A 24319-nucleotide genomic window follows, 5' to 3' on the forward strand; every position below is an offset into this window, starting at 1 on the left:
AAATGCAGGTATAACACACGTGAAAGGATGAATGATTTATGGGGAGCCTGGGTTTTGTTTTAGGGACTGCAGCGGTCGACCACCAGCAGGCGCTGGTCGATCAGCTGGCGGACCAGCTACGGACGGCGCCAAAGACGGACACTTTCTTCTACATCGTACCCAACCACATCAAGTTTGAGACAGAAATTAGTGTGCTCGCCGGCCTGCGTGATCGACTGAATCACGGTGGTAGCCAGGATTGCTTTGCCGCCAGTCGGATCCAGGTACTTTCCTTTAGCCGGCTGGCCTGGTACCTCCTGCGGGACACCCCGCTTTTCAAGCGCACCCGACTTTCCAAGGTTGGCACGGCGATGCTGACGACCAAGATCCTCCAGGAACACGCGGCGGATCTCCGTCTTTACGGCAGTGAGATCCAGCACCCCGGCTTCGTCCAGAAGCTGACCGAACAGTTGTCCGAGCTCCAGGGAGCCAACATTACTGCCGATGACTTTTCCGCTATCCTCAAGCAGGCTCAGGCCGATGATCGAGTCAGGCGCAACCCGGCCTGGCTGGCCAAGATGCACGATGTCGAGTTGATCTACCACGCTTTTGAGGAGCGGATGCAGAAGTATTTCCTGGGAAATAATGACCTCTACCAGCAACTCGCCCAGTACCTCTATTCCCAGCCGACCAGCCGGCACATGCACTTTTTTCTCGACCGGTTCACCCAGTTCACGGCCATGGAGCAGCAGGTCGTCGACGCCATCATCCTTAACGCCCAGACGACCACGGTTTCTTTGACCCTGGACCGTGGCTACCCCGATCAGCGCCACCCTAACCCTAGTGAGTTGCCGGGGAAACGTGACCTCTTCTACAATTCGGCGATGCAGTATCACCGTCTCTGGAAGTTTGCTCAGTCCCACCCCCAGCAGGTCCAGTTGGTGGATAATGTCGAATATGCCCAGACACCACGGGTCAGTGGGGACCTGGCGGAGTTCGACCACTTCTTCCAGCGCTACGCGGCCGCCCCAATTGACCTAACGGCGGGAATGCCACTGGCCGATCCACAAAGCATCCAAGTCCAATCGGTTCCCAACAGGCTGGCTGAGCTCAACCACGTGGCTACCCAGATCCGGCAGCTGGTGGCGACCGGGAAGTACCGCTACCGGGACTTCCTGATCCTGACCCGGCACCTGGACGGCTACCAGACGATGATTGGCCCGGTCTTTGCTAACCACCAGATCCCGGCCTTCAACGACCATGAACGGCGGATGGACAAGCACCCCCTGGTTGTCCTGCTGACCACCCTCCTGCAGATTCCCCTCTATGGCTACCAGACGGCCGACATCATTCAGCTCCTGAAGACCTGGCTCCTGCTACCGGCGGGGGAGGAGGCGGCCAAGCTGGCTGAAGCGGTCTTCACGACGGAAAACTGGTGTCTCAAGCAGGCAATCGCCGGTAAACATGCCTGGATCACTCAGGATCCCCAGGAGATTGCCGACCTCTGGCAGGTCAAAGGGACCAATCCCCAGGCAGCCAACTATGCTCATTCTCGGCAGAAGAAGGTTAATGACCAGCTAGCCCTGATCCGTAACTTTGCCGGTCAGACCCTGATCCCGTTTTTCGATGAGCTCAAGAATGTTCAGACGGGCCGTGAGCTGGCGACCAAGCTCTACCAGTTCCTCGTCGATAATGGGGTGACCGACCGTCTAAACAGTTGGCAAAACTACCAGGCCGACCAGGGCAACCTAGATCTGGCTCGGCAGCCTAAGCAGGTCTGGGCGACCTTCTGTCAGATCATTGAGGAGTACGTCATGATCCTTGGTGATCGTCAGGTGGGGGACGACAGCCGTGCAACCCTGTTGACTAATTTCGGTGAGATTCTCCAGGCTGGTTTTGCGGCGGCCCAGTACTCCCAGATTCCGGCAACCCTAGACCAGGTGGTCATCTCCGAAACCGGGATTACCCAGAGTCAGGGTCACCGGGTCGTCTTCATGATCGGGGCTACCGACGATGTCATGCCGGAGGTCCACGATGACGAGGGTCTGTTGACTGATAGTGACAAGGATCTGCTGAGTCAGTATCTTGATCAGGATTTCCAATACCTGCCGGCTACTGCGGTTGACCAGCTGGAAGACGAGCCCTTCCTTCATTACCAGGGCTTCATGAGTGCCCGGGAACGGCTGATCATCTCGGCTCCCCAGTTTGGTGAGGACGATAAGGAATTGAAGCCGTCGCCATACCTAACCGACGCGGCCCGTTACTTTCAGATCGAAGGGACAGTGATCCCGCTGGTCACCAGTCCCGCCGGCCAGGCGGATGCTAGCCCGTTCGTGAGTGCACCATTGGCTACCAGTAGCCAGCTGGTTCAGGTGGTCCGTCAGCTTGCCGATGATCAGGGGACGGCAATCGGTCAACGACCACGGTGGACCGCTAGTTGGCGACAGGTCGGCCGGGTTCTCAACCGCCTATCTAAAGACGATGAAGAACTCCGTAACCGGTTAGCGATTATCCAGCGGGGCTTTGCTTACCAGAACCAGACGAAGCGTATTACGGCCTCAATGGCCCAGGCCCTCTACCTACACACTGCAGCGGACGAACTGGGACGAGTTCTCTACGCCTCGATTTCTCAGCTCCAGGACTTCTACGTCAACCAGTACGAGTACTTCCTGAAGTATGGCCTGCGTCTGCGAAAGCGTGATGAACTGGCCCTCTCTACCGACCGGATCGGGACCTATTTCCACCGGGCAATGGAGGTATTCGTCAACCTTGTTCGTGCCTCTTCATTGACCTTTGCTGACCTGACTAAGCCGGGGAATCAGGCTGCTCTGACGGAATTCACCAGTCGGGCCCTGGATGCGGCCGACCAGCTCCAACCTGAGTTATTGCGGCTGGTTAGCTCATCCGCCCAGCCCCGCTTCCAGTACCAGCAGCTGACGGCGATTGTCAAGACGATGCTGACGACCCTCTGCCAACAAGCGGCCAATGCTCGCTTTGTTCCACGTGAAACAGAGATCCAGTTCGGTCAGATCAATGGCCAACAGGACAGTGACTGGGCGCCACTTGAGTACCCACTCGACGACCACCGGCACATTCAGCTGCGGGGACGGATTGATCGGATCGATCAAATTGACGTTGATAACCAGCGATACCTCGCCGTAGTCGATTACAAGTCGGGTGATCGTCTCTTTGACCTGACGGCGGCCTACTATGGAATTTCCCTTCAACTACTGACCTACCTCAGTGGGCTCGAGGTCAACCTCGATAAGCTTCAGCTGAACTCGGCTGGCCTTGCGGGGGCCCTCTACCTCCACCTAAATAACCCGACGATTTCGGCGGCCGAACTGCTGAAGGGGTCCACGGCTCACCAGGATCAACGCCTCACCGAGCTCCGTCTCAAGGCCCACCGGTACAAGGGCATCATCCTAAACAACAGTGACCTCCTAGCTAACCTTGCCAAGCAGGGGCACGCTGACCTGGTCTACCCCTTGCGCAAGAACCTCAAGTCGGGGAAAGGCGCCTTGCTGGCGGATGACCAGCAGCTCCAGTGGTTACGGGATAACAACCGTCGCCTAATCATTGATGCCGGTAAGCAGATCCTCAGCGGTCAACTCAAGCTAAATCCTTACCGCCTGATCGACGGCAGCACCCGGCAGACGGGACTAGACTACACGGACTACCTGGATATCTACCAGTTTGACAGCATGCTGGATCAGGGTCTCTACCATGAATTGGATACCCGGATTGCCAAGGAAAAGTTCGATGACGTGCGCAAACAAGAAGAGCAGAACAAAGATGATGGGGAGGATCAATAATGGCAGAATTTAAGCCTACCAAAGCCCAGTCAGCAGCAATCGACACCCGGGGGAAGAACATTCTGGTCTCGGCCTCGGCTGGTTCGGGGAAAACTGCCGTCCTGGTCAACCGGGTGATTAAGTTGATTCAGGAGGGCCAGGACATCGACCGGATGCTGCTGGTGACCTTCACCGACGCGGCAGCCAAGAATATGCGGGATAAGATCAGGGCGGCCCTCCAGAAGATTGTCCAGGACCCCAGCCAGCCCAAGGGGGTACGGGATCGGATGGCCAACCAGATCAACCGCCTGGCTGCGGCCGACATCAGTACCATCCATGCCTTTTGCCTGAAGTTGATTAAGCGTTATTACTACCTGATCAACCTGGATCCCCAGTTTCGGATGTTGACCGACCAGACGGAACAGCTGCTGCTCGAGGAGGAGGTCTGGAGTGCGGTCAGTGAGCGCTACTACGCAGACGCGGATCAAGAGGAGGACGGGATGGCGTCCTTTCGCCAGTTGGTCCTCAACTTCTCAAGCGACCGGGACGATCAGGGACTCGACGACCTGGTCCTAAAACTCTACGATGTGGCCAACGCCCAGGCCGACCCGGCTGCCTGGCTCCAGCAGCTGCCGGATAGCTATGATCTCGCGACGGGGGACGTGTTAGAATCGGCCTTCTACCAGTGCCGGCTCAAACCGGTCCTAATTGAGCGTCTTCGCCAGCTACAAAGCGATGCGGCCGAGGCCATCCAACGGGCTGAAGACGCGGCGCTGGATAACGACATTGCAACCCTTCGTCAGGATAAGGCGGGCCTCCAGCAGCTGATTGACCAGGCCAATGGTGGTGAGGACCGTGACGTACGGGTCGCATTGGCACAGGTACAGTTTGCTGGATTTCGGGGAAAGCCCAAGGATGATGGTGACTTGCTCACGACCTACAATTCCCTTAAGGACGACCGCAACCAGCTTAAGAAAGATTGGGAGCAGTTGGTTAAGGATTACCTGGGAGATGAGTTTGCTGATGCCCAGTTGGTGACCCGGGTTAGGGCACTACAAGGGCAGTTTGCTGACCTGACGAAACGGGCGGTCGACTTACCCACGGCCCAGCGAGTATTGACTCAGGACCAACGGCGCCTCCAGGTGGTACTCGACGTCTTCAAGCCGGTGACCTGGAACTCATTGCGGGCAGCCTTCACCAACCTGGCCTTTGCCAGCATCAAGCGGCTTGGTAAGGACCCAACGGCCGAGATGACCACCGCCCATGAGGCCATCAAGGCGACGCACCAGGGGATCAAGGACCAGCTGGGGAAGATCAACGAGCACTTCTTCATCTATGATGAGGAACAATTACGGACGGTCTCACGGCATGCCCAGGCAATTCTGCGTAAGTTGAGCGTGGTTACCCAGGACTTCTTGAACCAGTATCAGCAGACAAAGCTCAACCGCCACGTCCTCGAGTTCAGTGACCTGGAGCACTACGCCTACCAGATCCTTAATCCGCAGGAAGGCGACACGGACTGGCAAGCCCTGGTCGCCAACCTGCAGGACCACTACCAGGCAATCATGATTGACGAGTATCAAGACACCAACCAGCTTCAGGAGAGTATCCTGATGCGGCTGGCTAAGGACAGTGCCCACAACCTCTTTATGGTGGGGGACGTCAAGCAGTCAATCTACCGTTTCCGGGAGGCCGACCCATCGCTTTTCCTCAATAAGTACCAGCGCTACCAGCACGCGACCGACAGCGCGGCGATCGTATTGGGGGAGAACTTCCGCTCAATGAATAACATCACGACATTCACCAACCTGCTCTTCCGGCAGCTGATGGATCCGACGGTTGGGGAGATTGCCTATGACCAGGATGCGGAGCTCAAGTACGCCGCACACTACTACGACGATGCCGACAAGCCCAAGCCGGTCGAGGTGATGCTCTACGATGCCAACGCCCGCCAGCAGACCACCGCTGCCGATGAAAAGCCGCACCGGGAGACCGACAAGCTGGTTGGTGAGTTTCAGATGGTTGGTCGGCGGATCAAGCAGCTGGTCGCGGGCCACGCCCAGATCTATGACGCTGACCAGCAACGGATGCGTCCCGTCGAATACGGCGACATCGTGATTCTGGAGCGGACTAAGGCGATCAATAACACGTTGATGGAGCAGTTTAGCCGGCTAGACATTCCCCTGACCGTCCACGACGTTGAGAGCTACTTCCAGGCCACCGAGGTCCGGGTCATGCTGGCCCTGCTCAAGGTGATCGATAATCCCCACCAGGATATTCCACTGGTGGCGGTCCTGCGTTCGCCGATCGTCGGCTTGGACAACCAGGAGCTGTCCTTCATTCGCCTACAGAATCAGGCAGCCGACTACTATACCGCCCTGAAGACCTTCACCTACAGCTACCAGCACCACCACAAGATGCGGCCCTACAAGAACGCCAGTGAACTGCTGGACGCCGCCCATCAGCGGTCACTCTATGAAAAGGTATCAACCCTGATGGATCAGCTCGATCAGTTCCGCCATACCGCCCAGCAGGAGACCCTGGTCGACCTGATCTGGCAGATCTACCAGCGGACCGGCTACCTGGACTACGTGGGTGCGATGCGCGGTGGCCAGCAACGTCAGGCCAACCTGCACGCCCTTTACCAGCGGGCTCACGCTTACGAGGACAGCAGCTTCAAGGGCCTTTACCAGTTCATCCGCTTCATCGAGAAGATGCAGGAACACGACAAGGACCTCGGGGTGGCCCCCACCCAGCTGACGGCTAACACGGTCAACGTGATGACCGTCCACGGAAGCAAGGGCCTTCAGTTTCCGATCGTCTTTCTGGTTGACGCTACCCACGGTTTCAACGACAGTGCCAAGCGGACCCCCGCTGTGGTGGACGCCAAGGCCGGGGCCGGGATTCGTTGGCTGGATAGCGACCGGGTGGTTTACGATACCCCGCAGCGTCAGGTAATTGCCGACATGATTAGTCGTAGCGAACGCGCGGAGGACCTGCGGGTACTCTACGTGGCCCTGACCCGGGCAGAACAGCGGCTCTTCATTACCGGCTCCTTCAATGAGGAGACCAAGAAGCAGGGGCTGACGCTTGCTTGGTCCCGCTGGCAGAAAGCCTTCCAGAGTCCGGGGACGGTGCTGAGCCCCCAGCCCCGGCTTGATGCCAACTCGTTCATGGACTGGGTCGGTCTGGCCCTCGCCCGCTATGCCAATGACCGCAACGGCTTCACCGCTCCGGCCCTGGCAGTGGGGGACGTGGAACTGACCGCCAGTGCCCTGGCCGGCGACGACCACCGGGCCGAGGACGCAGCAGCCCAGGACTTTGTTGTCCGGGCCTATGACGCGGTCGGCCTTGCCAAGCTGACGGCCACCGCCAATCCGGCTGACGCCCCGGCAACTATCCCAGTGGCCCCTACCAAGCAGTCGGCTCATCATGTGGACTTTGCCCAGGTGCTCGGCTACCAGTACCCGCACCAGACGGCGACGGTGACGACGGCCTACCAGTCGGTGACCGACGTCAAGCGGGTCTTCGAGGACGATGACCCCCGTCTGGGTCAGCGCGACTACGGGGGTGACTCCGACCAGTTAGATGATCAGGCAGCCAAACGACAGCACAGCGGGATCTACATCAACCCTGACTTTGCGGTCCCAAGTTTCGTCCAGCAGGACACTAGTCGGCCCAAGGCCACTCAGGTGGGGACGGCGACTCACCTTGTCTTCCAGAAGTTACCGCTCGACGCCCCAGTCACGACAAACGTGGTTAGAGACGAGATCGCTGACCTCCAGCGCCAGGGGCTAGTAACCCCGGCCGTTGCCAGTCAGATTAACGTCCCCGGGATTGTGAATTTCTTTAAGACTGCGGTTGGTCAGCAGATCCTGGCTGCACCGGACAACTATCACCGCGAGGAACCGTTTGCGATGATTATGAACGGCCACGAACCGTTTGCCGATATCGCCCCCGACGACGATGACCAGGTCCTGATTCACGGGATCATCGACGGTTACCTGACTGGCGACGATGGGATCATCCTGGTTGACTACAAGACCGACCACCTGCCGACCCAGACGACCGCGGCGGTCAAGCAGGTCGTCCAGAAGTACAGCGGTCAGCTCCGCCTGTATGCCGAGGCGTTGAACATCATGCAACCAAGACCGGTTGTCCAAATGGGCCTATACCTGTTAGAATTGAATGAGTTTGTATCAATTCAAGGTAGAGGTGAGCAGAGTGGCAACCATTAAGGACATTGCTCAGCGCGCCGGGGTATCGGTCTCAACCGCGTCCCGGGCGCTCAATGATAACCCGCGGATCAGCCAGGCGACCCGGCTGAAGGTTAAACGGGTGGCCAGCGAGTTGAACTACCAGCCCAACTACAACGCCCAGAACCTGACGCGGGGTGAATCGAACATGGTGGGGTTGGTCTTTCCAGTAACCAGCGATACGGCGCCGGCCAATCCCTTCCACATCGACCTGATGCGGGGGATCAGCAGTGCCCTTAAACCACTGCAGTACGAAATGGTGGTGGCGATCGCACCAAATCCCCAGGAGCTTTTAGCCAGCGTCAAGTCGATGGTGACCCAGTCTAAGATCCATAACTTCCTGGTCTTCTACACGATGGCCAATGATCCGGTTACCGCCTACCTGCGAAAGAATGGGCTTAACTTCGTGGTGATTGGCCGGCCGACCGCCCAGCACCACGACCGCTTCGTCGATAATGACAATGTCAAGGCGGGGCAGGTAGCGACGGAACAGCTGCTGACCCGGCACGGGGCCCGGCATCCGCTCTTCATCGAGTCGGGTGATAACTGGACCTATGAGTTGGCCCGCCGCGATGGCTACCGTCAGTGCATGACTGCCCATCGGCTGCCGGCCCTCACCTGGGCGGCCAGTCGGGACACGGGCATTAGCCAGTTCCTGGACCACCATCCTGAGGTCGATGGGATTGTCTGCGCAGATGATATCCTCTATGGTCGCCTGAACCGTGACCTGCAACGCTATGACCTGCCGACAGTTTGCTTCAACAACAGCCGTCTGATGGGGATGCTACTGCACGAGAGCGAGCGGGTCGACCTCCAGCCCCGGGAACTGGGTCGAGCGGCGGTTGAGCTGCTCTTCAACTCCCGCAAGGACCACCAGCTGGTTGATTTTAGGATTTATGATTAAGCGATGCAGCTGGGAAATAAGCTTCTCCGCAACTGTACGGTAAAAAGGAGTCCACGATGGGCTCTTTTTTTGCCTAATAACGAGTAAATTGCTACACTAATTGGGTTGATAATTGAGAGATGGGGGAATCAATTCATGGAGAAAGTTTACATTGTGGCGGCCCAGCGGACACCGATCGGCAAGTTCAACGGGGCCCTGGCGTCACTGTCGGCCGTCCAGCTTGGTGCGACGGTGATCAAGGACACGGTGAATAAGGCCGGGTTGGCCGCCGACCAAGTCGACCAGGTCCTGATGGGTAACGTTATTCAGGCTGGCAGTGGTCAGAACCCGGCCCGCCAGGCCGCCATGGCCGCGGGAATGGGCCAGGGGGTGCCGGCGATTACGATCAACGACGTCTGCGCCTCTGGCCTCTCCAGTATCAACCTGGCGGCGAGCCTGATCCAGTCTGGCCAAGCCCGGGTCATCGTTGCTGGGGGAATGGAGAGCATGACCAACGCCCCCTACGTCCTCGAACAGGCCCGGGGCGGCTATCACTTCGGCCATGGCACCCTGATCGATGCCATGCAAAAGGATGCCCTCCAGGACGTCTACGGTGACTACCCGATGGGGATCACGGCGGAGAATATCAACGAGCGTTATCATGTTACCCGCCAGCAGCAGGATGAGTTCGCCCTGGCCAGTCATCAGAAGGTGGTCCGCGCCCAGCAAGCGGGGGTGTTTACTGCGGAGATCACCCCGGTAACGGTCACCGACCGCCACGGCAGTCACGTGGTCGCTACGGACGAGGCGCCGCGCCCCGACACCTCCTTGGCTGCCCTGGCCAAACTAAAGCCGGCCTTTAAGCCGGACGGGACCGTCACGGCTGGTAACGCCTCGGGGATTAATGACGGGGCGGCGGCTGTGGCTTTGGCGTCGGCCAGCGCGGTGGAAGAATTTGGGCTGACCCCGTTGGCCGAGTGGGCGGGGGCCTCCCTGGTCGGGATTGATCCGGCGGTGATGGGCCTCGGTCCTTACTACGCCATCAAACGGCTCTTCAAGACGACTGACCTGACCGACGCGGATATTGACTGCTACGAGGTCAATGAGGCCTTCGCCACCCAGGCCCTGGTCTGCCAGGACTGGCTCGGCCTCGACCCGTCGAAAGTCAACCCGCACGGTGGGGCGATTGCCCTCGGTCACCCGGTCGGCTGTTCTGGGGCCCGGATCCTGGTTACCCTAGTTCACGAGATGGGTGAACTAGACCAGCACACCGGGATTGCCTCCCTCTGCGTCGGTGGGGGGATGGGAATTGCTGCTTTGGTCCGCCGCCAGGGATAATTTTTAAAATTAATTAAATTTTTTTGCCGTGATAAATGCCGTCATCACGGCCTTTTTCTTTATTTTTTCTGCAAACGGTTGCACTAATTTTGCGCAAACGGTTGCACAATTAGAACAATTCTGGTATATTATTATCGTAAAAGTTGTGAAGCGCTTACAAGGGTGTTTCACAAGAGAGCAATTATTGTTGTATGAATTAAGGAGTTGTTTGTAATGAGTCAAGAAAAGTCCGCCGGTGCCGGGCTGCCAGCGCTCTCGAAGTCAACCATTTGGATGATTAACTTCGGGTTCCTGGGTGTCCAAACCGCCTTTACCTTGCAAAGTTCACAAATGAGCCGGATCTTCCAAACCATTGGTGCCGACCCTAACAACCTGGGATGGTTCTTCATTCTGCCACCACTGGCTGGTTTAATTGTTCAACCAATTATTGGTTACTACTCAGACCGTACCTGGGCCCCAAAGCTCGGTGGTCGCCGTCTTCCATACCTGCTCTTAGGTATGATTGTGGCGGTTATTGTTATGTTGCTGCTGCCGAACTCCGGTAGCTTCGGCTTCGGTTATGGTTCACTGGCCGCCCTGTGGTTTGGTGCCATCACCGTTGCCCTCCTGGACCTGTCATCCAACGTGGCCATGCAGCCATTCAAGATGATGGTCGGGGACATGGTCAACGATGACCAGAAGAGTTACGCATACGGGATTCAGAGTTTCTTGTCAAACACCGGTGCCGTTCTGGCCGCTATCTTCCCGTTCCTGCTGACCTGGTTTGGAGTCGCCAACATTGCCAAGAAGGGTGTCGTTCCTGACTCCGTTATTATTTCCTTCTACGTTGGTGCCGCCCTGCTAATCATCACCAGTCTGTTCACGGTCTTCCGTGTTCACGAATATGATCCAGCAACCTACGCAATGTACCACGGAATTTCCGAGGAAGATAACAGTGAAGGTGGTAACTGGATCGAACTGCTGAAGCATGCGCCAAAGGCCTTCTGGACCGTTACCCTGGTTCAATTCTTCTGCTGGTTCGCCTTCCAATACCTGTGGACTTACTCCGCCGGTGCGATTGCCAAGAACGTTTGGAACACGACCAATGCGACTTCCGCCGGCTACCAGACCGCTGGTAACTGGTACGGTGTCTTAGCCGCCGTTCAATCAATCGCTGCCGTTGTATGGTCATACGTCCTGGCCAAGGTTCCTAACAAGTACCACAAGGCTGGTTACGCCGGTAGTCTGCTGCTCGGTGCCTTTGGTTTCCTGTCAGTATTCTTCATCCACTCACAAGGTGCCCTGATCGTATCTTACATCCTGGTCGGGATCGCCTGGGCTGGTATGAATACCTACCCACTGACCATCGTTACGAACGCCCTCTCTGGTAAGCACATGGGTACTTACCTGGGCCTGTTCAACGGTTCAATCTGTCTTCCACAAATTGTTGCCTCCCTGCTCAGTTTCGCACTCTTCCCGTTGCTCGGTGGTTCCCAAGTCAACATGTTCTTAGTTGCTGGGATCGTCCTTGCCTGTGGTGCTCTGGCCGTTGGCTCAATTAAGGAAACCTACGCTGAATAATTAAAATAGTTGATAAATGGATTTATAATAAGGGCGTAGTCGATACACCCTTATTTCTATGAAAGGATTGAGAAAGCAATGAAACGGACATTCGATATTGCTCCATGGCATGTTGCTACCAAGACTTGGGATCCTGAAGACAAGCGTCTCCAAGAATCCATGACGAGTCTGGCAAACGAAAACCTCGGGATGCGGGGCTTCTTTGAAGAAGGTTACTCTGGTGACCACATGCAGGGTCTCTACCTCGGTGGGGTATGGTTCCCTGACAAGACCCGTGTTGGTTGGTGGAAGAACGGTTACCCGAAGTACTTCGGTAAGATGATCAACGCCGTCAACTTCATGAAGCTGGTCATTAAGGTCAACGGCGAACAGCTGGACCTGGCCAAGCAGACGCCAAAGGACTTCAAGCTGGACCTCGACATGAAGCGTGGGGTTCTGGAACGTGAATTCACCGTTGAAATCGGTGGTACGACCATGTACTTTAACTTCGAACGGTTCGTCAGCGCCACCCAGAAGGAACTGGTTGGCCAACGCCTCCACATCAAGAACCGCGGGACCGACGATGCCAAGATTGAAATTACCAGCATGATCGACGCCGACGTCTACAACGAAGACTCCAACTATGATGAACAATTCTGGAACGTCCTCAACAAGAGCGCTAAGGATGAACACGCCGAACTGACCTCCATGACCAAGAAGAACGACTTCGGTACGCCGCAATTCATCGTGGGCATGAAGACGACCACCAAGACCGACCTCGACCACGCCGGCGACGGCACCAGCGACAAGACGGCCTACAACACCTTTGAAGGTACAGTAGCTGCTGGTAAGGAAGTCAATTTCGAAAAGCGGAGCCTGACGGTTACTTCCCGGGACTTCGACACTGAAGAAGCCATCGAAAAGCACCTCGACGAACTGAGCGAGAAGCTTGACGACCAGAGCTTTACCGACCTGCTCGCCGATCATATTTCCGAGTGGGCAGAACGGTGGACCAAGTCCGATGTTGAAATCGAGGGTGACGAGGAAGCACAACAGGGGATTCGTTTCAACCTCTTCCAGCTCTTCTCAACTTACTACGGCAACGATTACCGCCTGAACATTTCACCAAAGGGCTTCACCGGTGAGAAGTACGGTGGTGCTACTTACTGGGACACCGAAGCCTACTGTATCCCAGTCTACCTGGGGGTTGCCAACCCCGAGATCGCTCGTAACTTGCTGACGTATCGTTACAAGCAACTTGATGGCGCCTTCATCAACGCCAAGGAACAAGGCCTCAAGGGGGCACTGTTCCCAATGGTTACCTTCAACGGGATTGAGTGCCACAACGAATGGGAAATCACCTTTGAAGAAATTCACCGTAACGGGGACATTGCCTACGCCATCTACCTCTACACGAAGTACACCGGCGACAAGTCCTACGTTCTGAACGAGGGTGCCGAAGTCCTGACCGAAGTCTCACGGTTCTGGGCTGACCGGGTTCACTACTCACAGAGCAAGAACAAGTACATGCTTCACGGCGTAACTGGTCCGGACGAATACGACAACAACGTCAACAACGACTGGTACACTAACCTGCTCTGCCGTTGGACCCTGAAGTACACCCTGGAAATCCTCAAGGAAGTTGACGACAAGGTTGCCAAGAAGCTGAACGTCTCCGAGGATGAAAAGCGGCAATGGCAAGCAATCGTGGACAACATGTACCTGCCATACGACAAGGAACGCGACATCTTCCCAGAAAACGACGGCTTCATGGACAAGGACCTCAAGCCGGTTGCCGACATTCCAAGCGACCAACTGCCAATCAACCAGCACTGGTCATGGGATAAGATCCTGCGGTCACCATACGTCAAGCAGGGTGACGTTATCCAGGGCCTCTGGGACTTCATCGACGACTTCACCAAGGAACAGAAGAAGCACAACTTCGACTTCTACGAACAATACACGGTTCACGAATCAAGTCTGTCCGCTTCCGTCTACTCCATCATCGCGGCTGACCTCGGCTACGAGGACAAGGCCGTCGAGATGTACGAACGGTCTGCACGGCTTGACCTGGACAACTACAATAACGATACCGTCGATGGTCTGCACATCACGTCCATGACTGGTTCATGGCTCGATATTGTGCAAGGGTTCGCTGGCATGCGGGTTCGTGATGGTCAACTCCACTACGCACCATTCCTGCCAAAGAAGTGGGATTCCTATCAGTTCCGTCAGATGTTCCGTGGCCGGATCCTGAAGGTCAAGGTTGATAAGCACGGTACCAAGATCGACCTGGTATCCGGTGACCCAATCACCATCGACCTTGCTGGCAAGAAGCTCGAATTAAAGTAATTACGGGGGCAGACAGAGAATGAAGTTTGAAGATCTTAAAGGTTTTGCTTTTGACCTTGACGGTGTGATTGCCGACACGGCCCGTTTCCACGGCCAGGCATGGCACCAGCTCGCTGACAAGGTGGGCACCGAATGGACACCCGAACTGGCGGACAGCCTGAAGGGGGTCAGCCGGATGGATTCTCTTGAGTTGATCCTGAAGGCCGGTGGCCACGAAAACGACTACAGCCAGGATGAGAAGATCGCCCTGGCCACGGAGAAGAACGACAACTACATCAAGCTGGTTGAGACCCTGACGCCGGCCGACATCCTACCCGGGATGAAGGCCCTGCTGGATGAACTGAAGGCTAACAATTATCACATTGTGCTGGCCTCGGCTTCCAAGAATGCGCCCAAGGTTCTCAAGTACCTGCAAATCACCGACTACTTCGAGGGGATCGTTGACCCGGCCAAGCTGACGCATGGTAAGCCAGACCCGGAGATCTACAGCGAAGCAGCTAAACTGATGAACCTGCCTGCTAACCAGGTTGCTGGGCTGGAAGACGCCCAGGCCGGGATTGAATCAATCAACCGGGGCGGCGAAACGTCGATCGGCTTCGGCTCATCACTGCAGGATGCCGATGTAAAGTTCGCTCACACTGGTGACGTTTCATTGGCAGCCATTAAGGAACAAATGGACAAGTAACAAATAACAAATGACTCTCATACTACAACCGATCAATCAATGGTCATTTGTTTCTTAAGGAAAATGCGCTCGCGACGGCATGTTGCGGGCGTATTTTTTTACTATTTTAGCTTGTTAATCGTTCAACAATAGGGTATATTATTAGAAAATTATTTAATTATTAGAAAAATCTCATTTAAGGGGGGGAATTAATATGTTTAGCAGGATCGGTCAACTAATCTTTGACAACGAGGCGGTTGCCAAGACTTCGGACTTCACGATGGGCCTGGAGATCGAGATGCAACGGGTCGACGAGACCGGCCACATCAGTCAGGAACCGTATCCTGCCGGCATCGGCGACGAGAAGACCAATCCTTGGCTGACCAACGATTACCTGGAGACGATGGCCGAGATGGTCACCCCGTCGGCCAAGCACGCCCTCGATGCCATGCACTACCTTTACGTCATCAACAACACCCTGCGCTCAGCCCTGGCGCCAGGTGAACTCCTCTGGCCGCTCTCGATGCCGCCCAAGCTTCCCAAGGATAAGACCCAGCTCCGGTTTGCCAAGATGGGACCGAAGAAGGAGGCTTACCTGAAGGAGTGGACCAAGCGCCATAGTTATTCCAAGGGTACGCCCTGCGGTGCTCACATCAACCTGAGCATCGATTCCCACGTCATCCAGCTGGTCCTGGACAAGTGCGGTGACCAGTTTAAAGACGAGGTGGCGGTCCGTAACCACATCTACACCGTCCTTGCCCAGGGCTTCGTCCGCTATCGCTGGTTCATCACCTACCTGTTCGGAGCTAGCCCGATCGCCGAAGAGAACTACTTCGCGCCCGGCCATGAATTGGCCCATCCCATCCGCAGCATCCGTCAGAGCAGTCACGGCTTTGGCACCAAGTTTGCCGGGGACTACACAAACGTCCAGCGCTACGTTGACCGGATTGAGGAGGGGGTCAAGCAGGGCATTTTGACCTCGGACTACGAGTTCCACGACTCGGTCCGCTTTAAGGGGAACGAGAACCTCAAGCAGCTACCACAGACCGGGGTCGAGTACCTTGAATTACGGATGCTGGACCTTGACCCGAGCAGTTCGGTGGGGGTGCGGACGGGGACCCTGCGCTTCATCCGCCTGCTGGCCTCCTACTTCATCATGCACCCGGCGCTTAAGGACGACGAGGTCAACCCGGTGCTCGACCTGGCCAACCAGATGAACGAGGTGGTGGCTGAGGAATCGCCGACCGCCGCCTGCCACTACCGGACTAAGGCCTTGGCCCTCATCAAGCACCTGGAGCGCTACGCCAACCAGATCCAGCTAGGGCCGGAGTACGCCGAGATCCTGGAAGACTTGGAGGACCGGGTCATTAACCCGGCGACGACGCCAAGTGCCAAGTTACTCAACTATGTTCAAGACGGCTCCCTGACTGCCTACGCACTGCGCCGGGCCAAGCGCTACCAGGAGGCGGCCCTAGAGACTATCCAGCCCTTCAAGGGATTTGAGGATGGCCGGGTCTACACCGCCGCCGAGTTGCGCGCCGCTTTGGCAAAATAAAAAAACTGGAGGAAAAGTTCCTCCAGTTTTTTTATTGGGCTGCCCGTTGGATCAGGTCTGCAAAGAGCCGTTGGGAATAATCATAGTGCTTGAACATATTCTCCGGGTGCCACTGGACGGCGAGAATGCGGTCGTTGGCGAAGGACTCAACTGCCTCGGGCACCTGGTCGTCGGCCATCGCCGTGACCCGGAGTGCGGGCGCAATCTCGTGAAGGGCCTGGTGGTGACGGGAGTTAACGTAGGGGCGCCTACCGACCAGCTGGAAGATCCGGCTGTCCTCTTCAACGGTGACGTGGTGGGAGGGCAGGTTGCCCGGGGCTGCCTGAGCATGTTTGAGGGTCTTACGCGGGTCCTCCGACAGGTCCTGGTAGACCGAACCACCAAGGGCGATGTTGATTAGCTGCATTCCCCGGCAGATCCCCATGATGGCCTTGCCAGCATGGACGGCCTCCTTGAGTAGGGCGATTTCGAAGAGGTCCCGCTTGCGGTAGGTTGGGCCCAACGCCTGGTGGGGTTCCTCGCCGAAGAATGTCGGGTCGACGTCAGCCCCGCCGGCGAAGATTATGCCGTCAAACAGGTCACGGTAGTCGGCGGCCAAGGCTGGGTCAATACTGGGGAGGATCACCGGCAGGCCACCCGACTTGACGATCGCCTCGATCAGGGGCCGGGGGGCAAAGGCAGCGTTGCGCTCGTTAATGATGTTGGTGGCCTCGGTCAGGGTGTCAGCAGGGATAGCAATTCGTGGTCGCATAGGATGACCTCCTTAGTTTTCTAATTTGTTTTTAATAATTTACTATAGATCGGGCCAGAAGTCATGATCTGTGCAATTATTATGGATTGATTATACAATTGAATTATCATCAAAAGGAGTGAGAGCATATGGCAGAATTAAAGAACATCAACTCGCCACTGCGGCTGAACAATGGTGTCACGATCCCCTGCGTCGGCTACGGGACCTTCCGCACCCCGGCTGACGTCGCTGAGCAGGCCGTTGCCGATGCAATCGAGGTCGGCTACCGTCACATCGACACGGCCGCCGTCTATGGCAACGAGGAAGCTGTCGGTAAGGGGATCAAGGACTCCGGGATTGACCGGCACCGCCTCTTTGTCACGAGTAAACTCTGGAACACGGAGCGGGGCTACGAATCGACCAAGAAGGCCTTGGATGAGAGCCTGGAGAAGCTGGGGATGGACTACCTGGACCTCTACCTGATCCACTGGCCGGCCAACCAGAAGCAGTTCGGCGACCGGGCTGCCGAGATCAACGCCGAAACCTGGCGGGCAATGGAAGATGCCTACCATGAGGGCAAGATCCGGGCCCTGGGCCTCAGTAACTTCATGCCCCATCACGTCATCGACCTGATGAAGACGGCCAAGGTGGCTCCCGCGGTTGACCAGATCGAGGTCCACCCCGGCTGGCCACACACCCAGGAGGTCAAGTACCTTCAGGCCCACAATATCCTAGTCGAGGCCTGGGGACCACTGGGGGGCCAGGGCGCTAAGGTCCTGACTAACCCAACGATGGAGAAACTGGCCGCCAAGTACGGCAAGACGACCGCCCAGATCAGCCTACGCTGGATCCTCCAGCAGGGCGTCCTGCCGCTACCGAAGTCTGTTCACCCCGACCGGATGGTGCAGAATACCCAGATCTTCGACTTTGAGCTGAGCGACGAGGACATGAAGACGATCAGTGAGCTGCCAAACCTTGGGGGCCAGTGCAAGGACCCCGATGAGGTTGACTTCTAAGGTAAACGGTTTTTGAACAGATGACACCGGATAAACCCGCAGATTTATCCGGTGTCATTTTCGCTTCCGGCGGTTTTCGACCCGGGAAACACGTATAATGTTCAATAAAGACTATTGGAAAGAAGCAAGATCATGAAAAACATCCTATCGGAAATCAGGCAGGGGACCCGCCACTTCAACCAGCACTGGTGGATCTACCTGACCCTCTTCGTCAGCGTGGACCTGGTGATCCAGCTGGTGGTCATCCCCAGCTTTCGCCTGGTGACCACCTTCGTCCTCCAGGCAGGGGCGATTCCGTTCGTCTCCTATCAGAACATCGTGACGATCGTCAGCCAGCACCCCCTGGTTGTGGTGGCCCTATTGCTAGAGTTGGTGGCCCTCCTACTGGTCATCTACTGGCAGTTTGCCATCATCCTCCTCGGGGTGCGTGACATTCAGGACGGCACGATCAGCGTTCGTCGGCTCCTGGCCGAGAGTGGGCAATCCCTCCGTCAGCTTCGGGCTTCCTCACTCCTGGTCCTGCTGGGTTACTTTGTCCTGGTGATCCCCTTTGCCGACCTGGTCTTCCGGACGCCGCTCTTATCAAAGGTTCAGATTCCGGCCTTCATCCTGGATTTCATGACCCGCAACGCCTTCCTGCTGATGGTGCTAATTATCTTCTACACGGTGGTGGTCGTGCTCGGCGTTCGCTACCTGCTGGCCCTGCCGCTGATGGTTTATGAGAAACAGCGGCCACGGGTGGCCCTGGCCAATAGTTGGCGCCAGACCAGTCACGGGCGGTGGTGGCCACTACTTACCCGGATCCTGGTGATCGGCCTGGTTGCCAGTGTTGTTATGGTCGTCTTCTACGGCCTGCTGGTGGGCCTCCAGTTCCTCTTCGATTTATTTCCCGGGAAATTATCCCTGGTGACTGCCGTTGTCGACCTGACCCTGGTCCAGTTGGGTAGTGAGTGCCTGGCCGTTTGGATCGGTGTGGTGACAATCCAGATCTTGGTCCAGCCGTTGGGCAATATCCTAGCCACCAGTCCGGCCACCTTTACGGTCAGTCGGGGCGTCAAACGGACCATGGCCGTGGCCGGGAGCCTGATCGTCCTCGTGACCCTGATCAGCGCCAGTTTTTACCTCACCGGAACGGGTAGGCGACCGGTAACGATTTCACACCGGGGGGTCGCCGAGGAGAACGGGGTCCAGAATACGATCCCGGCGATGGAGAAGACCCACCGCCTCCACCCCGATTACATCGAGATGGACATTCACGAGACCAAGGACCATCAGTTTGTCGTCATGCACGACGAGAACCTTAAGGATCTGACCGGGGTAAACAAGGCGCCCCACCAGCTGACCCTCCGCCAGTTGACCCGCCTGACGGCTCACGAGAACGGCCACCGGGCCAAACTTGCCAGCTTCGACGACTACCTGAGGGTGGCCCACCGCCTCCACCAGAAGCTTCTGATTGAGATCAAGACGACCCCGTACGACTCCAAGGACATGCTGGCGCGGTTTAGTCACCGCTACGCCAGCACTCTCCTGTCCCACCACGATCAGGCCCAGTCCCTGGATTACCGGGTGGTCACGGGAATGCACCGGGATGCACCACGGCTGCCGGTCATCTACATCCAGCCCTACAACTTTACTTACCCAAATACGGCGGCAGCCGGCTACTCAATGGAGTATTCAACCCTGACGGATGACTTCATCAACCTGGCCCACCTCCAAAAGAAGGTCGTCTACGCCTGGACGGTGGACCAGCGACCGGTGATGATGCAGGAGATGTACGATAACGTCGACGGCCTCATCACCAATAACCTCGGTGAGCTCAACGTCGCCATTCAGTCCTACGAGAGCAAGCAGTCCTACGCCCGACGGATCCTTAACTACATCATGGTAATCCCGGGCAGTCAGGAGTTTGAACCATAAACGAGAGGGGATAATCAAATGTCTAAATTGAAAATTTTGGTAGCTGGCTTGGTCCCCGATGAGGGCTTGGTCGAGTTGAAACGCGACTTTGCGGTCGACCACCAGCCGGATGCCAGCCGCGCTTGGATCCTAAAGCACCTGGGGGAGTACGATGGTCTCCTACTGGCCAGCACCCGGGCCGATCGGGAACTGATCGACGCGGGGAAGAAGCTGAAGATCATCACGACCTTTGGGGTGGGGTACGACCACGTCGACGTCGACTACGCCAGGGAGTGCGGGATCGTTGTCACTAACTGCCCGATCAGTGTCCGGATACCGACCGCGGAGATGGCCCTGACCCTAATGCTGGCGACGGTGCGCCGCCTCCACTTCTATGATCACGCAATGCGGCAAGGGGAGTGGGTCAACGTCTCCCAGCCAGTCAACATGGGGACTAGTATGCAGGGTAAGACTCTCGGCGTCTACGGTATGGGGCGGATCGGGGCGGCAGTTGCCCGCTTCGGCCGGATGCTGGGGATGCGGGTGATCTATCACAACCGGCACCGGGTTGACCCGCAACTGGAGCAGGAGCTGGCTGCCCGTTACGTTGACTTTACTACCCTGGTCAAGACGGCCGACGTGCTGACCCTCCACGCGCCGGCGCTGCCGAGCACGCAGGGTGTTTTCAACGCGGCGGTCTTCGCCCAGATGAAAGACACCGCCTACCTGATCAATACGGCCCGCGGCGCCCTGGTTAACCAGGATGACCTGGCCGTAGCCCTCAGGGACCGCCAGATTGCCGGGGCCGGCCTCGATGTCTTCGTCGACGAGCCGGCGATTCCGATGGCCCTGACCAAACTCGACAACGTGGTTCTGTCACCGCACGCCGGCACCGGGACGAGGGAGGCCCGGCTGGCGATTGCCCGGGAGGCGGCCGACAACCTGATTTCCTACCTGCGTGATGGTCAGGTAGTCAACCGGGTCAATTAAAAAACGCCCATCCGAAGAGAGGCGCTGGTTTAAATTCTGCCGACTACTAAAGCGGATGCTTTAGCAGCTTGATGCCAGGCTGCGTCAGTTTTTCAGCCTCTTTCAACCAATTTACAAGTATGTGCTCGGTATAATAGAATCATGGATTAGCAACTTTTACCGACCGTCTGGCTTCGGCTGGACGGCCTTTTTTGCTTATGAGGGGCCCTGCCCACCGCGGGCAAGCCCCCGAACATACTAATAATCTCCGTTCAAAATGGAGTTTTTGACGATCACATAGTCGACCTTGCGGATAGCCTCCAGGTCGCGGCCCCCGGCGTAAGAGATGGCGGATTGCAGGTCCTCTTCCATCTCGCGGAGGGTATCCTTGATTGACCCGCGGAACGGGACCAGCATCTGCTTGCCTTCGACGTTCCGGTAGGCCCCCTTTTGCACCTCGGAGGCCGAGCCCCAGTATTGCTTGTAGCGCTTGCCGTCGATCGTGATGACGTGGCCCGGCGACTCCAGGTGACCGGCTAGCATCGACCCGATCATAACCATCGAGGCACCGAAGCGGACAGACTTGGCGATGTCGCCGTTGTGGCGGATTCCCCCATCGGCGATGATTGGCTTGCGGGCGGCCTTGGCGCAGAGGCGGATGGCCGCTAGCTGCCATCCCCCGGTCCCGAAGCCGGTCTTCAGCTTGGTGATGCAGGCCTTACCGGGACCCACCCCGACCTTAGTGGCGTCGGCCCCAGAGTTTTCCAGGTCCCGGACCGCCTCGGGGGTGGCGACGTTGCCGGCCGTCACGAAGCTGTTCGGCAGGTTCTTCTTGATATATTTGATCATCTTGATGACAAAATCCGAATGACCGTGGGCAACATCAATCGTGACGTACTCCGGATCCGAATGTTCGGCTTTTAGCTGGTCGATGAAGTCGTACTCGGTGTCCTTGATACCGACCGAGATCGAGGCGAAGAGCCCACGCTCGTGCATCCGCTTGATAAAGCCGGCCCGGTCCGCGGGTTCGAAACGGTGCATCACGTAGTAGTATCCGTTCTGCGCCAGCCAGACAGCCAGGTCCTCGTTGATGACACTCTCCATGTTGGCGGGGACGACCGGAATCTTGAAGGTCCGCGGGCCGAACTTCACACTGGTGTCAGCTTCCCGGCGGCTCTTGATGATGCACTTGTTAGGAATCAGTTGGATATCATCATAATCGAACGTTTGCACAAGAATTGCTCCTTTTTGTCATAAAATTACCGTAAGCTATTATGCACTTCCCACCAGCTCACGTCAACATAAACGTGGACTATTTTGACTGGTAGTCGAAAAATAGTTCGGAAAAGTTGTTGACGGCGGGGGGCTTTTTCGGTAGGATTATGAAGTAAAAGCATTTTTTACGAAATAAAACGATGAGGTGAATAGGAAATGTCATCAGTTGTAATTGTTGGTAGTCAATGGGGTGATGAAGGAAAGGGGAAGATGACCGATTACCTCAGCCGGGACGCGGACGTTGTTGTCCGTTCCCAGGGTGGTAATAACGCCGGTCACACCATTGCCTTCGATGGAAAGAAGTTCGCCCTGCGGTTGGTACCGTCCGGGATCTTTGGGAAGGACAGGCTGGCCGTCATCGGTAACGGGGTGGTCATCAACCCACCGGCCCTGCTGAAGGAACTCCACTATCTGCAAGACAACGGGATTGATATTTCCGGTCTGCGGATCTCCAGCCGCTCGCACGTGACCTTCCCATACCACATCCTGCTCGATAAGTGCCAGGAGGCGGCCAAGGGTGATCACAAGGTCGGGACCACCAAGAATGGGATCGGCCCAACTTACATGGATAAGGTTTCCCGGGTCGGGATCCGGATGAGTGACCTACTCGAAAAGGACACCTTCAAGGTTAAGTTACAGCGTAACCTGGCCGAGAAGAATGAGCTCTTCACCAAGCTCTACCATGTTGATCCGATCAGCTTCGACGATATTTTTGAGAGCTACTATGAATATGGTCAGGAACTGAAGAAGTACGTCACCGATACGTCCCGGATTGTCAATGACGCTCTTGACCAGGGCAAGAAGGTTCTCTTTGAAGGGGCCCAGGGGGTAATGTTGGACGTCGACCAGGGGACCTACCCATACGTCACCGCCTCCAACCCAATCGCCGGGGGTGTCTGCACCGGGGTCGGCGTTGGCCCGAATAAAATCGACACGGTCGTCGGCATCTGCAAGGCTTACTCCACCCGGGTCGGAGCCGGTCCGTTCCCAACCGAACTGACCGACGAAATCGGTGACCGGATCCGCGAGACCGGTCACGAGTACGGGACCGTCACCGGGCGCCCACGCCGGGTCGGCTGGTTTGATAGTGTGGCCATGCGTCACGCCCGGCGCGTTTCCGGCCTGTCCTGCCTCAGTCTGAACCTGCTGGACGTCCTGACCGGGTTGAAGACCGTCAAAATCTGCACCTCCTACAAGTTGGACGGCAAGCAGATTGACTACTACCCAGCCAGCCTGAAGGAACTGGACCGCTGCGAGCCCGTTTACGAAGAACTGCCGGGCTGGGACGAGGATATCACCGGAGTCAAGAGGTTCGAGGACCTGCCGATTAATGCTCAGAACTACCTGAAGCGGGTCAGTGAATTGTCTGAGACGCCGCTGGCCACGGTTTCCGTTGGTGCTGACCGGATCCAGACGATTATCGTCAAGAACCCGTGGGAACTATAGTGTTAAATAATTGATTGACTGCCAGAGGGCACCGAGCAAGACGAGAGGGTTTTGCTTGGTGCCCCTTTTGTTTAGGTATGCTTATCACCGAATAAGGATGTGGACATGGGTGATTAAGGGGGGATTGGTTAGTACATAGGCGGGATATGCTGAAATAATGGCACTTGAGGTAACTTTCAAACTACATATGAAAAGAAAATCATATTTAACTTACAATTTTCGTTAGTATTTTAATATTAGGCAATCATCTAACCGTTGATTTATCAATGGATTTAATGATGATGCAATTATCATTTTGGTGTTTTGATAACCAGCATTATAAGCGCGATACTTGCGCTAAATTTTAATTTTTTCTGTATTTATTAACAATGCGAATGCAACGAATAGTGTCTGCTTGATTCCTGAGGTTGATGGGCAGGGGAACATTATTCCTAATAAATATGCGGGGATGCTGTTCTTGAGTTGGGTTGATCCTTCGGCCAAGACAACCAACATTCGTCTAAACTATGTTTCGATGGATAGTAATTATAGCGGGAAGCTTTTACCGGTCTATGGTTATTCGTTTACTCCAGAGTATCAAGGTTTCTTTACCTTGCCGATTTAAAATCAGACGACTGGTCAGGTAAA

The 24319-nt window shown here is 56.3% G+C and carries 15 protein-coding genes; 13 read left to right on the top strand and 2 right to left on the bottom strand.

Annotated elements, in window-relative coordinates; translation table 11 throughout:
- Window positions 1–38 precede the first annotated feature (38 nt).
- From FD34_RS06325 to FD34_RS06360, 8 genes are all read left to right on the top strand, one after another.
- Window positions 39–3794: a PD-(D/E)XK nuclease family protein gene (locus FD34_RS06325; protein WP_057807858.1), complete on the top strand. Its 3756-nt coding sequence runs from the start codon at window positions 39–41 to the stop codon at window positions 3792–3794.
- On the top strand, window positions 3794–8011 hold the full coding sequence (gene addA / locus FD34_RS06330) for a helicase-exonuclease AddAB subunit AddA (protein WP_057807860.1): 4218 nt from the start codon (window positions 3794–3796) through the stop codon (window positions 8009–8011). The genes FD34_RS06325 and addA overlap by 1 nt, the downstream gene beginning before the upstream one ends.
- A complete protein-coding gene (locus FD34_RS06335; RefSeq protein ID WP_057807862.1) occupies window positions 7998–8933 on the top strand; it encodes a LacI family DNA-binding transcriptional regulator in 936 nt (311 codons plus the stop codon). The genes addA and FD34_RS06335 overlap by 14 nt, the downstream gene beginning before the upstream one ends.
- A 135-nt stretch (window positions 8934–9068) precedes the next feature.
- Complete coding sequence (locus FD34_RS06340) at window positions 9069–10250, top strand: acetyl-CoA C-acetyltransferase (protein ID WP_057807864.1); 1182 nt, start codon at window positions 9069–9071, stop codon at window positions 10248–10250.
- Window positions 10251–10463: 213 nt separating this feature from the next.
- Window positions 10464–11810 (top strand): SLC45 family MFS transporter, encoded by a 1347-nt coding sequence (locus FD34_RS06345; RefSeq protein WP_057807866.1) that lies wholly within the window; start codon window positions 10464–10466, stop codon window positions 11808–11810.
- 78 nt (window positions 11811–11888) lie between these two features.
- Window positions 11889–14141: a glycoside hydrolase family 65 protein gene (locus FD34_RS06350; RefSeq protein WP_057807867.1), complete on the top strand. Its 2253-nt coding sequence runs from the start codon at window positions 11889–11891 to the stop codon at window positions 14139–14141.
- 19 nt (window positions 14142–14160) lie between these two features.
- Window positions 14161–14826: a beta-phosphoglucomutase gene (gene pgmB, locus FD34_RS06355; protein WP_057807869.1), complete on the top strand. Its 666-nt coding sequence runs from the start codon at window positions 14161–14163 to the stop codon at window positions 14824–14826.
- Between the two features lie 193 nt (window positions 14827–15019).
- Entirely contained in the window at window positions 15020–16360 is a 1341-nt protein-coding gene (locus FD34_RS06360) for a glutamate--cysteine ligase (protein ID WP_057807871.1), read from the top strand.
- A 31-nt stretch (window positions 16361–16391) separates the two neighbouring features.
- Here FD34_RS06360 and FD34_RS06365 read toward each other — a convergent pair whose 3' ends face one another.
- Entirely contained in the window at window positions 16392–17111 is a 720-nt protein-coding gene (locus FD34_RS06365) for a gamma-glutamyl-gamma-aminobutyrate hydrolase family protein (protein WP_057807873.1), read from the bottom strand.
- Between the two features lie 128 nt (window positions 17112–17239).
- Between FD34_RS06365 and FD34_RS06370 the strand changes: the two genes are divergently transcribed.
- The 3 genes from FD34_RS06370 (at window position 17240) to FD34_RS06380 (ending at window position 20992) form a co-directional block, all read left to right on the top strand.
- Window positions 17240–18106, top strand: a complete 867-nt coding sequence (locus FD34_RS06370) for an aldo/keto reductase (RefSeq protein WP_057807875.1) — start codon at window positions 17240–17242, stop codon at window positions 18104–18106.
- 132 nt (window positions 18107–18238) lie between these two features.
- Window positions 18239–20023 carry a glycerophosphoryl diester phosphodiesterase membrane domain-containing protein gene (locus FD34_RS06375; protein ID WP_057807877.1) on the top strand — a complete coding sequence of 595 codons (1785 nt, stop codon included), beginning with the start codon at window positions 18239–18241 and terminating at the stop codon, window positions 20021–20023.
- Between the two features lie 18 nt (window positions 20024–20041).
- Window positions 20042–20992, top strand: coding sequence for an NAD(P)-dependent oxidoreductase (locus FD34_RS06380; protein WP_057807879.1), 951 nt, complete (start codon window positions 20042–20044; stop codon window positions 20990–20992).
- Between the two features lie 237 nt (window positions 20993–21229).
- On the opposite strand, the gene FD34_RS06385 is transcribed toward FD34_RS06380, so the two are convergent.
- Window positions 21230–22204, bottom strand: a complete 975-nt coding sequence (locus tag FD34_RS06385; RefSeq protein ID WP_057807881.1) for a GMP reductase — start codon at window positions 22202–22204, stop codon at window positions 21230–21232.
- 198 nt (window positions 22205–22402) lie between these two features.
- On the opposite strand from FD34_RS06385, the gene FD34_RS06390 reads away from it, so the two are divergent.
- Entirely contained in the window at window positions 22403–23692 is a 1290-nt protein-coding gene (locus FD34_RS06390; protein ID WP_057807883.1) for an adenylosuccinate synthase, read from the top strand.
- 394 nt (window positions 23693–24086) lie between these two features.
- Window positions 24087–24296 carry a hypothetical protein gene (locus FD34_RS08825; RefSeq protein WP_235806007.1) on the top strand — a complete coding sequence of 70 codons (210 nt, stop codon included), beginning with the start codon at window positions 24087–24089 and terminating at the stop codon, window positions 24294–24296.
- Window positions 24297–24319 lie beyond the last annotated feature (23 nt).

The organism is Limosilactobacillus pontis DSM 8475, assembly GCF_001435345.1.
GTDB classification, from domain to species: Bacteria; Bacillota; Bacilli; order Lactobacillales; family Lactobacillaceae; genus Limosilactobacillus; species Limosilactobacillus pontis.

Excerpts from the sequence above, each read along its gene's own strand:
- FD34_RS06340 (WP_057807864.1), top strand. The coding sequence starts at position 9,069 with ATGGAGAAAGTTTACATTGTGGCGGCCCAGCGGACACCGATCGGCAAG.
- FD34_RS06345 (WP_057807866.1), top strand. The coding sequence starts at position 10,464 with ATGAGTCAAGAAAAGTCCGCCGGTGCCGGGCTGCCAGCGCTCTCGAAG.
- FD34_RS06370 (WP_057807875.1), top strand. The coding sequence starts at position 17,240 with ATGGCAGAATTAAAGAACATCAACTCGCCACTGCGGCTGAACAATGGT.
- FD34_RS06365 (WP_057807873.1), bottom strand. The coding sequence starts at position 17,111 with ATGCGACCACGAATTGCTATCCCTGCTGACACCCTGACCGAGGCCACC.
- pgmB (WP_057807869.1), top strand. The coding sequence starts at position 14,161 with ATGAAGTTTGAAGATCTTAAAGGTTTTGCTTTTGACCTTGACGGTGTG.
- FD34_RS06390 (WP_057807883.1), top strand. The coding sequence starts at position 22,403 with ATGTCATCAGTTGTAATTGTTGGTAGTCAATGGGGTGATGAAGGAAAG.
- FD34_RS06380 (WP_057807879.1), top strand. The coding sequence starts at position 20,042 with ATGTCTAAATTGAAAATTTTGGTAGCTGGCTTGGTCCCCGATGAGGGC.
- FD34_RS06325 (WP_057807858.1), top strand. The coding sequence starts at position 39 with ATGGGGAGCCTGGGTTTTGTTTTAGGGACTGCAGCGGTCGACCACCAG.
- addA (WP_057807860.1), top strand. The coding sequence starts at position 3,794 with ATGGCAGAATTTAAGCCTACCAAAGCCCAGTCAGCAGCAATCGACACC.
- FD34_RS06360 (WP_057807871.1), top strand. The coding sequence starts at position 15,020 with ATGTTTAGCAGGATCGGTCAACTAATCTTTGACAACGAGGCGGTTGCC.
- FD34_RS06350 (WP_057807867.1), top strand. The coding sequence starts at position 11,889 with ATGAAACGGACATTCGATATTGCTCCATGGCATGTTGCTACCAAGACT.
- FD34_RS06375 (WP_057807877.1), top strand. The coding sequence starts at position 18,239 with ATGAAAAACATCCTATCGGAAATCAGGCAGGGGACCCGCCACTTCAAC.